The sequence below is a fragment of the Nitratireductor sp. PBL-C9 genome (assembly GCF_050877045.1).
GTDB classification, from domain to species: domain Bacteria; phylum Pseudomonadota; class Alphaproteobacteria; order Rhizobiales; family Rhizobiaceae; genus Nitratireductor; species Nitratireductor aquimarinus.
This window is the reverse complement of sequence record NZ_JBPAXW010000004.1, coordinates 398,939-408,338: the sequence shown is the minus strand read 5'-3', so window position 1 is coordinate 408,338 and position 9,400 is coordinate 398,939. Positions and strand designations below refer to the sequence as shown.

7 protein-coding genes are annotated in these 9,400 nt (G+C 62.0%); all 7 read right to left on the bottom strand.

What is annotated here, in order from left to right:
• Nucleotides 1-18 precede the first annotated feature (18 nt).
• The 7 genes from ACRTG1_RS11805 to ACRTG1_RS11775 all read right to left on the bottom strand — a co-directional run bounded on the left by ACRTG1_RS11805 (nt 19) and on the right by ACRTG1_RS11775 (nt 9,375).
• A protein-coding gene (locus tag ACRTG1_RS11805; protein WP_432516009.1) for an IS3 family transposase occupies nt 19-1,208 on the bottom strand; the annotation gives its coding sequence in 2 pieces (ribosomal slippage) (nt 19-951 and nt 954-1,208; 1,188 coding nt in all).
• A 47-nt stretch (nt 1,209-1,255) separates the two neighbouring features.
• Nucleotides 1,256-2,155 carry a relaxase/mobilization nuclease domain-containing protein gene (locus ACRTG1_RS11800; RefSeq protein ID WP_432516331.1) on the bottom strand — a complete coding sequence of 300 codons (900 nt, stop codon included), beginning with the start codon at nt 2,153-2,155 and terminating at the stop codon, nt 1,256-1,258.
• Complete coding sequence (locus tag ACRTG1_RS11795; protein WP_432516330.1) at nt 2,152-2,580, bottom strand: hypothetical protein; 429 nt, start codon at nt 2,578-2,580, stop codon at nt 2,152-2,154. The genes ACRTG1_RS11800 and ACRTG1_RS11795 overlap by 4 nt, the downstream gene beginning before the upstream one ends.
• Nucleotides 2,558-2,908, bottom strand: coding sequence for a hypothetical protein (locus ACRTG1_RS11790; RefSeq protein WP_432516329.1), 351 nt, complete (start codon nt 2,906-2,908; stop codon nt 2,558-2,560). Before ACRTG1_RS11790 ends, ACRTG1_RS11795 begins: the two co-directional genes overlap by 23 nt.
• A gap of 189 nt (nt 2,909-3,097) precedes the next feature.
• On the bottom strand, nt 3,098-3,529 hold the full coding sequence (locus tag ACRTG1_RS11785; RefSeq protein ID WP_297563961.1) for a hypothetical protein: 432 nt from the start codon (nt 3,527-3,529) through the stop codon (nt 3,098-3,100).
• Nucleotides 3,530-3,724: 195 nt separating this feature from the next.
• Nucleotides 3,725-7,372, bottom strand: a complete 3,648-nt coding sequence (locus tag ACRTG1_RS11780) for a hypothetical protein (RefSeq protein ID WP_432516328.1) — start codon at nt 7,370-7,372, stop codon at nt 3,725-3,727.
• A gap of 11 nt (nt 7,373-7,383) precedes the next feature.
• Complete coding sequence (locus ACRTG1_RS11775) at nt 7,384-9,375, bottom strand: hypothetical protein (protein ID WP_432516327.1); 1,992 nt, start codon at nt 9,373-9,375, stop codon at nt 7,384-7,386.
• Nucleotides 9,376-9,400 lie beyond the last annotated feature (25 nt).

The following is a 9,400-nucleotide window of genomic DNA, read 5'->3' as shown; positions in this document are numbered from 1 at the left end:
TGACGTTGCCCCCAAGTTTTATCCAGTTTGACGGAGACTCTGGCGGTGGGTTTGGCCGATATGGCCGGGGCTATTGACGGGGTCTGACGCGGAGCTCGCGAGCGAGCGGAGCGGCAGATCCCGTTTCGGGTTCAAGGTGTCGGCATACTCGGTCGGGGTCAGCCAACCGAGCCGGGAGTGTGGGCGGTTGAGGTTGTAGTCGTTCCTCCAGGCCTGAAGAGTTGCTCGGGCGTGCGAGAGCGACGGGAACAGCGTTTCGTTCAGCAGTTCGTCCCTCAGCCGGCCATTGAAGCTCTCGATGAAGCCGTTTTGCATGGGCTTTCCCGGCGCAATGTAGTGCCAGTCGATCTGCATTCGATCAGCGAAGCCCAGGATGGCGTTCGAGGTGAACTCGGTCCCGTTATCGCTGACCGCCATCTTCGGCTTGCCGCGCCGTGCCAGGAGCGCTTCCAGTTCGCGGGCTACGCGAAGACCCGAGAGCGATGTGTCGGCGACCAAGGCCAGACACTCGCGGGTGCAGTCATCCACGATTGTCAGGACCCGGAAGCGCCGGCTGTCGGTCAACTGGTCCGAGACGAAGTCGAGCGACCATCTCTCGTTCGGGGCCATGGGGATCAGCATCGGCCGCCTTGTGCCCATTGCCCGTTTCCGGCCACCTCGTCGACGTACCGACAGCCTCTCTTCCCGGTAGATGCGGAACAGGCGCTTATGATTGACCACATGCCCTTCGCGGCGCAGCAGGACGTGTAGCCGTCGATAGCCGAACCGTCGCCGCTCATGGGCAATCGCCTTCATCCGCTCGCGCAGAACCACGTCTTCGGTTCTCCTGGTCTGATAGCGCATCGTCATGCGGCAACAGCCAAGGATCTTGCACGCCCGCCGCTCGCTCATTCCAAACGCGATCTGGAGATGTGCGACGGCCTCTCGCTCGACGGCGGGCGTCACCATTTTTTTGACAGAAGGTCTTTCAGCGCAGCGTTGTCGAGCATGCTGTCGGCAAGGAGCCTCTTCAGCTTGGCGTTCTCGTCTTCAAGCGTCTTCAGCCGCTTCGCCTCGCTGATGTCCATGCCGCCATACTTGGCTTTCCACTTGTAGATGCTGGCGTTGCTGACGCCGTGCTTGCGGCACAAATCCGCAACCGGAACACCGGCCTCGTGCTCCTTCAATATGCCTATGATCTGTTCTTCGGAAAATCGGTTGCGCTTCATCTCTGGTCCTTCGCGTGGGGCCAGAGCCTACTTCAACCTGGATTAATTCACTGGGGCAACGTCACCGTCATCACACTGCGCCGAGAGTTCAAAGCACCTGTTTCAAGGCGAGCTTTGCCCCGAGCTTCATCGAGGTGGGATTTCATGCGTGGCAGAATGTCTTCCGCAATCCGCTGCCTGGTTTCTTCGATGCTGCGCAACTCCTCAGCTTTGCCGAGACGTTCTCGAACATCCTTTGTCTTTTTCCCGATAGCGCGGGGAATGGCGATGACTTCGCCCTCGAAGGTTACGGCTGCATATGCTCGCCGATCACCACGAGCGAGATAGAAACCACGCTCTTCCAATGCGTGAGAGAAGGATTGCCGCGTATCGGATATCGCCCAGGCTTCCTGTATCAGACCCTTGATCTCGCCCGCATGGCGTCCGCTGCGCTTGGCTTGTTGCCATTCGGCGAGCGTGAAATTGCGCGGATCGCGGTTTTGTTTGTCGATCAACCCGCGCGGCATCTGCCAGCCGTTTTCGAGATAGAGCTGCTTTGAGACTTCCTGAAGCTTGTTCTTGAAGAAGGGGAGCGGTTTCGCCGTCATCGTCTCGGCGTCAATACGGCTCCATACAGCATGGCAATGCCGACGCCCTTCCTTTTCATGAAAGACGACGACACGCGGCTGACCACTCAGACCGTTCTTTTCCTCGATAGCCTCAATGGCCTTTTCGAATGTCTGAATCCGCACATTTTCATTCGGCGGGGGATTGAGCGAGACAGAAAAAAGGCTCTGTCTGCATTTCGTGCCTTTGGCTACGGCATCCACTTCGGAAAGCGCACCTGCAACATCATCGGAAACAAAGCCCCGGACTTCATAAACTTCGATATGCTCGTTTTCTCCCATGGTGAGAAGGTATCGACCGAGTTGACGTCCATCGCCGCGAGGTTTGGCCTTGAGGATCATGACGGCTCCGAATCCGTGCGGTGACCGAGCGCCCGCAGCAATTCCCGCCGCATTAAGGCGATATCCGCGCACGCACGGCGAATGTCGCGCTCTGTATCGGGCATGACAGGCAATGTGCCCATATGTGCGGATTTGGCGAGTTGATTGAGATTATTTGCTAAGTGCGACTTACCGAGCTGCGCCAGCACGTAAGCAAGCTTCTTCTCGTCTTCGATAGGACGCCGGACACGAGAGCGTGCCCGTTTTCTGCCGGTTCCCTTGCCATCGAAGACTTTGCGCTTGATATAGGAGCCAAGCGGCTCATCCCCGGCAAGTTCTTCAAGCCTTGCCCGTTCTTCAAACGTCAGGCGGAGTGAAAAAGGTGGGTCTTTCTTACTTTTCTTGGGCTTATCTAACTTATTGTTATTGCTTTCGTATTTTTTCATTTTCGCACTCCAAACCGTTAAGGTCATGTTGTGCGAGATGGGATTCCCAATCTTCCAATGTCTGGAAGAAGCGGTTCAATTCTTCTCCCCTCGGGTCCACCAATGACTTTTCAGTCGTTGATTTTGTTGGTCTTTTCCCGGTCTCTTCCGAATTTCTCTTGAGTTTCAAATGCGTTGCTGCATCGCAGGATCCCGGGTGCCGACGGGCGAAAGGGTTCGTTCCGCGACCTCGAGCTTGGGGCAGGAGGACGGATATTTCGCCCGCCAGCGCCGCCAAGCTACCCAACTGGAATGCGTATTCTACTGGTGCGATAACGTAGTTGCCCATCGCCTGCTGTCGGGCAGGCCGACGCCTACGGCAGGGCGGATGAGGCGTCGGCCAGGCGGTCCGGGTCAGGTCCGCCGCATGCGCAGATGGCCGGATTCTCAACCAAAATGCGAATGACGAAATGTTGCTCGGGGTAACCGTTATACTCTGGAAGCAGTCGCTGCACCCGATCCTGCCTCCGTCAGGCATTCACTGGCGGACCAGTGTGAAGCGGATGCCATCGTCCACCACGCCGCCGGCACGGCGTGCACTGCCATTGCGGGACAGATAGACCGTGCCGATGCCGGGCTGCGCTATGCCCGACAGGGTGATGGTGTCGCCATCGCGCGCCCATTTGTTGACATCTGCGAACCCGTGAAGGCCGCCAAGACCGCTCACCTGATGGCAGGCGAATGGGGACACGCGCCCGCTGGTTCCGCCACTGCCGGCGCTGAAGGTAACGGTGCAGCTGTCGGTGCCGGTGCTCACGGCCGGTTCCACACGCCATTTGCCGATGATCGGGTCGCGGCTTTCGGAAAGTGTCGCGACAGGCGCGGTTGAAGGTCCGGGGCTTGTGCTTTCGGACACACAGCCGGCGAGAGCGACAACTGCCAGAAGGCCGAGTGTTGATGAGCGCCGCATTGCTTCCCCCTGAATTTGAAACACCAAAGACCCGCAGCCTTTTCGCATGACTGAGGGTTCTCCAAAGCGCATTCTATCGAACACGCATCATGCCGTGTGTCTCAGGCCTGTGCCGTTTGTCTCAAAGTGCTGGAAGAGGCCGATCTTTCGAAGAACCCCGCCGGCGGACCGGCGGGGCGTTTTCCGCGTACCGGCTTATTGCAACCGGCTGCCATCATTGCGTGGCTGCAGGAGCTGCGGGACCACCCGAAGCGGCACATTCGTCTGCGGCTGCTGGATCTTGCGGCAGTTCGGCGGTGTGCCGACAGTGCCACGCGGGCAGCGGGGCGCGACGATGGGACGGCAGTTCGGATAATTGCCCGTTGTGCCCTGCGGGCAGCGACGCTGCACGACCGGACGGCAGTTCGGGAATGTGCCTGTCGTGCCGCGCGGGCAGCGCGGTCGCACGATGGGCGCGCAATTGGGATAGCGCCCCGTCGTTCCGGGCGGGCATTGACGCTGCACTTCCGGCCTGCGGCAGGCACCGGCCACCAGCCGCGTTCCGCGCGGACAGACACAGCGTCCGTCCTGGGTGCGGATCTGGCCCGGAAGCAGGCGGCACTGCTGGCGGATCGGCCGGCAGTTGGGCGGTGTGCCCGTCGTGCCGCGCGGGCAATCCCGCTCCACCTGCGGTGTTACGCAGCGCCCGTTGGTCAGGCGTGTTCCGCGCGGGCAGACACAGCGGCCATCCCGTGTGCGGATCTGCCCCGGCAGAAGCCGGCATTGCGGCCGGGGATCGGCCTGCGGCTTCGGATCAGGCTCACGCGGCGGTGTGGGGCGCGGCGTGGGCAGCGGCACTGGCGCGGTCTGCACGCCAATGCACTGGCCATTGCGGAAGGTGGTGCCTTCCGGACAGACACAGCGCCCCGCATTGTTGAGAACGAGACCCGGCGAACATTGCTGGTCCTCTTCCTCGTCTGCCAGAACCCTAAAGTCATGGCAGTCATAGGCGCGGTCGTCTTCTGCTCCGCCTGGTGCGCCCGAGAGCGAAGGCGCGGTGCGCACATCCGCTTCACGGTCGATCACGGCGGCGCAGTTCAGCCCGTTTGCGCCATTGGCCACTTCGTCGGCCAGACCGCCATCCACCGGCAGTTCGACGATCACCTCATGCGTGCGGCTTTCGCCGGCCGCAAGGGCAAGGTCGGTTTCACAGGCAAATGGCAGTTCGGTCGGCTCCGGCGAGCAGCCAAAGGGCGGGTTCACCGAGACGATCCGTGCAGAAACACCGCCGAAACCCTCGACCCGAAGCGCATCGCCGATGCGAACCGGACCGGAGATGGAGGCGGGCCCCTCGTTACGGATGGTGATCTGGAACCGGCACGGCTGGCCGATAAGGCACTCGGCATCGCCGGTCTTCTCGACCGAGATCTGCGTTCCGCCCTGTGCACAGGCCTCGCCGATGGGATAGACGATGTCGTCTCCCGGAGCCGGGCCGTAGGAACCGCGTGCGCAGTTCTCGAACCGCTCATTGGTCGAGACATTGACCGTCACATCGAAGTAACGCGAGACGCCGGGGGTCATGACCGCACCGGGGATCTGGCAGGTGAGGTTCGCTGCCGGAACCGCTCCGCACGACCATTCGGGACCATCCGGCGTAACCGTCTGAATGTCGACGGGCGCGCCACTGCCGATGATTTCCGCTGCATCGTTGACCCGAACCGGGCCGACGGGTGCGGCCGTGCCCGCATTGGTGATGCGGATGCGGCAGGCGACGCCTGTGGTCATGGACAGGACGGGTTCGCACGTCTTTTCGATGCGCATTTCCGCCTTGCCTTCCGGGACGCCCGGAATGGTCGCCGTGGCGCAGGCCTCGTTGTTGGCGAGGTTCGTTTCGCCTTCAAGCGGCGTCACCTTCGCGCAGTTTTCCACCACATTGGTCGGATAGTCGCCGACCACCGTGGTCACCAGAATGTCCGTCGATGCGCCGGGCACGAGATTCAGTCCCGGATGATCGCACTGGAACATGTTGCCGGCGAGCGGCGCACAGATCCAGGGCGGCGAAGGGCTGAAGCCTGCCGAGGCGACGTCGCCAGCCGGGAACGTGTCCACGAAGCTGACGGGGCCGTTGATCGGCGTTGCGCCTGCATTGAGGATGGTGACGACATAGGTGCAGAGCCCGTCAGGCGTGCAGATCGAAGGATCGGCGCGCTTGCGCACGGCAATGTCCGGCGTGTCGTCATCCGGTGGCGTGCAGCCGGGTGTGCCCGGCAGGCAGATCGCGATGGAGGCGCAGGCCTTGTCGTTGGTCGGATCACCGAACGGGTCCTTGCCACTGGCCGTGTAGTCATATTCGGCGCAGTTGCGGATTGCACCCCAGACCCATGCCGGCCCCGGCTGGAAGCCGAGTTTGAGCTCCACGAAAGCGCCCGGATCGAGCGTGGTTTCGGGATGCTCGCATGACATCGGGCTCATCATCGGGGCGCAGACCCACGGTGCGTTGGGGCCGGAGACCACCGTTGCATTGCCGGGTGTCGTCACCTCGTCCAGCACGATCTTGCCGGTGTAGGGGGCATCGCCCGCATTGGTGACGCGAATGGTGAAATCGCACGAACCGTCGATTTCGCATTCGCCTTCGTCGGCCCGTTTTTCGACCTTGATGTCGGGTTCGCCTTCATCATCGGGCGGACATTCGAGGTCTTCCGGGATATCGATGTCGACCATCTGCGAACAGCACAGGCCAACGCCCTCGGCCGGACCCGCATAGGTCTCGATGCCGGTGACGATCAGATGCACCGTATCGCCGGGAAGCGCACCGGTGATCTCCCATTCAAGCGTGCCGCCGCCGGCAGGAACCACCTGATCTGGCGGATCAATGGTGATGCCCGGCGTGGTCGAGGTCACGGTGACGACATTGCCCGCCATCTCCGGTCCCACGTCCATGCGATAGATATAGGCGCCGCCGCCGGGCAGACAGTCCACCTCGCCGGTTTCGACCGAGAAACAGGCCTCGTCCGGCCCGTCGCCCGGGGGCGGGGGAGGCGGTGGTGGCGGCTCGCAATCCGTCACGTCGATGGTGATGGTTGTCGGATCGCCGGTTTTCCAGTCGCCATCATCCGGCAGAGCCGGGTCATGCGACGGGATGTTGGCCACGAGGCTGCCTGTCGCCGTGCGGATCACGGCCACATTGGCCTGATTGTCCACATTGACGATGGCGGGGAAGGCTGCCTGATCGATCTTCGCCTTGATGGTGATGTCGATGGCGCGTTCCGTCAGGCTGCCATCACCGTCGAGATCGGCGGCTGTCAGATGGAAATCCGACTGGGTGAGCGTGTCGTCCATGGTTGCGGTCGTGCTCACCACATGAGGTGAAACCGGCACGCCGCCAACGCCGATGATATCGCCGCTGAATGTCACGTCCACGATCGCCAGATTGGCGGGAAGCTGGTCCGTGAACTCGAATTTCACATTGGACAGGAATGCACCGAGACCCGGATGGGAAATCATGTCGGGTTCTCCGCGCACGCCAAGGCGCAGGCGGTACTCCACATAATCGCAATCAAGCTGTCTTCCGCGCTTTTCGAGGAACGGCGTCAGCACGGGCTCGACTTCAGGCATTTTCGGTTCGAGCTCGATGCGCGGGCCGTCTGCGTCGCCCGGTGTTTCAAGCACTTCGATGTCTTCAAGCACACGGCCTTGAGCGTGGGCCTGACCGATGCCGGCAAGCGGCATGAGCGCTGTGGAGAGCGCCATGCCGGCCACCAGCAGCCAGCGCGGCGTGCGCGCTTTGTCTGCAAGGGGTTTCATGATCGTCTCCATGACGGTGTTGAACGTGATCCGTTCGGCGGGATGGGTGAACATGGTCATCTCTCCCTCCCTCACGGCGCACAGGATTCAAGCGGGGTTTCAAGCGGCAACGTCACCTTGCAACAGGGGAAGTAGCCACCCGCATCGGCATCGGACTTTCTGAAGAAGCAAAGGCCGAGATCGACGGTTTCACCAGGGATATGGCCATTGATGCCGAGCGTGAACGGCGTGGCCAGACCGGGAACCGTCTGCCTGGACGGGGAAACGTCGATGCCGGGCGTCAGCGATTTGGCAGAAAGCGTATCGCCGCCGATGCCGGCGCGGTCATGGATGTAAAGATCGGCTTCGAGCCCTGCCGGCGTACAGAAATACGCTGCCGTCTCCAGCTCGATACAGGGCGGGAGATCGTTGGGGGGCGGGAAGCCGGGTGGCCAGCCGGGAACGGGAATTTCACCCGGATAGGGGATTGGTTCGTAGTAGCCGGCGCGGCCCTCACAGGGACGCCAGACCTCCACGTCGCCCACATGGCCCTTCACCTCGGGGTCTTCGAAAAAACCATCGTAATCGGCAAACCAGGAGCCGAAGGGCGGTTCGTTCTTCGGCCGCACAAGGGTGCTTCGCGTGAGCTGCGCCCCGTGAACGGCAAGAGGCCCGCCTTCGATGAGCTGTTCTTCAAGGGCAGGGTTGTCGCGCAGCCTGTCGCCGGTCTTCACCAGCGTGCTTGCGCATGCATTGCGGTTGAAGAAGCCTTCGGCATCGTACCCGTATTGCAGGTCGATGCCGCCGGCCGTTTGACGATAGGGTTCGGGAAACCCGACCGCATATTCCTGGGGCGTCGGTACCCAGATGCTATCGGTTTCCGGGTCATCGGGGCTTTCGCGCCAGTAGCGCAGCACCGATGCCTCGCCGCTGTCGGCAAAGCTGGAATAGTCGTAGCGGTTTTCAACCTCGCCGCGCTGGGCGAGATACATGAAACCGCGCGTGTCGAAGGCGATGTCGGTGACCGGGAGTTCTTCCTCGGCTTCCACCGTCAGCTCCCAGCGCGGATCGCCGGCAAATGCGCCGTCACGGGCAATGCCCACCGACCAGATTTCCGCCTCTTCGCCGACCGCGTAGTAGAGGCGTCCGCCATGCATGGCGAGGCCATAAATGCGGCGCTCTTCCTGCGTGTAGCCCCAGCTCTTCGGCTCTTCCGTGTCGAAGGCTGCGCCCTGAATGTCCATCACCGCGCCATCGTCGGCCACGGGATCGAGCCCGCGCGCCGGTCGCCCGTCAACGCCGTGATCGAATGTGTCGATCAGATTGCCGTCGATATCGATGCGGTGAATGAGGCCACTGTCGAGATCAGAGGCGAAGAACTGGCGGTGCGAGCGGTCAAAGGCGATGTTGCCGATGCCCGGACCACTATTGGTGTCGATATCGGCAAACAGTGTGACCGCGCCGGTTATCCCGTCGATCTTCCAGATCGAACCGGGACCGCCGCCATTCTTCTCACCGAACTGGCCGTCCATGAAACGGGCGCCGGCCTTGCCGCGGCGCTGCCGCTCGGGCCGCCCGTCCTCATCCTCGTCCTCCGTAACGATCTGGAGGCCGTGCATGGATGTGGCTGCGGCATAGAGATTGGGCACGATGGCCGTGGTCTCTTCGCGCCTGCCATCATCATAGGCAAGGCCGAACACCTGACCGATTTCGGAGGCCGGTGTCTCGAAGGGCGGTGGCGTAAAGACCACCTGTCCGGTCGGCGGGCCGCTGAGCCAGGTCATGTCGAAGATGCGCAGCGAGGCGCGAGCGGTGTCGATGAAGGTTTCGTCCACCGGGTCCACACCCGGCAGAAGCCCCTCTTCGAAACCGGGAATGACCGTGCCGGGAAATCCCGTCATGGCCATGAAGCCCGGCTGGATGATCGCGCCGTCCTGTGCGTGTGCAGGTGCGTGCAGCGCAAATCCCGCCATGATGGCGAGCGTGATGGCTGCCGTGCCTGCGCGAAGATGTCTGATGAAAAAAGCGGGTCGCAAAATTGCGCGCCCGTCACCTCGTGCCGGGAACCGGTGGTCCTGCCGCATAACGTGCCTCCCGATACCGTTTCGG

Coding starts and splice junctions, on each gene's coding strand:
- ACRTG1_RS11800 (WP_432516331.1), bottom strand. CDS start 2,155: ATGATCCTCAAGGCCAAACCTCGCGGCGATGGACGTCAACTCGGTCGA.
- ACRTG1_RS11795 (WP_432516330.1), bottom strand. CDS start 2,580: ATGAAAAAATACGAAAGCAATAACAATAAGTTAGATAAGCCCAAGAAA.
- ACRTG1_RS11790 (WP_432516329.1), bottom strand. CDS start 2,908: ATGGGCAACTACGTTATCGCACCAGTAGAATACGCATTCCAGTTGGGT.
- ACRTG1_RS11785 (WP_297563961.1), bottom strand. CDS start 3,529: ATGCGGCGCTCATCAACACTCGGCCTTCTGGCAGTTGTCGCTCTCGCC.
- ACRTG1_RS11780 (WP_432516328.1), bottom strand. CDS start 7,372: ATGACCATGTTCACCCATCCCGCCGAACGGATCACGTTCAACACCGTC.
- ACRTG1_RS11775 (WP_432516327.1), bottom strand. CDS start 9,375: ATGCGGCAGGACCACCGGTTCCCGGCACGAGGTGACGGGCGCGCAATT.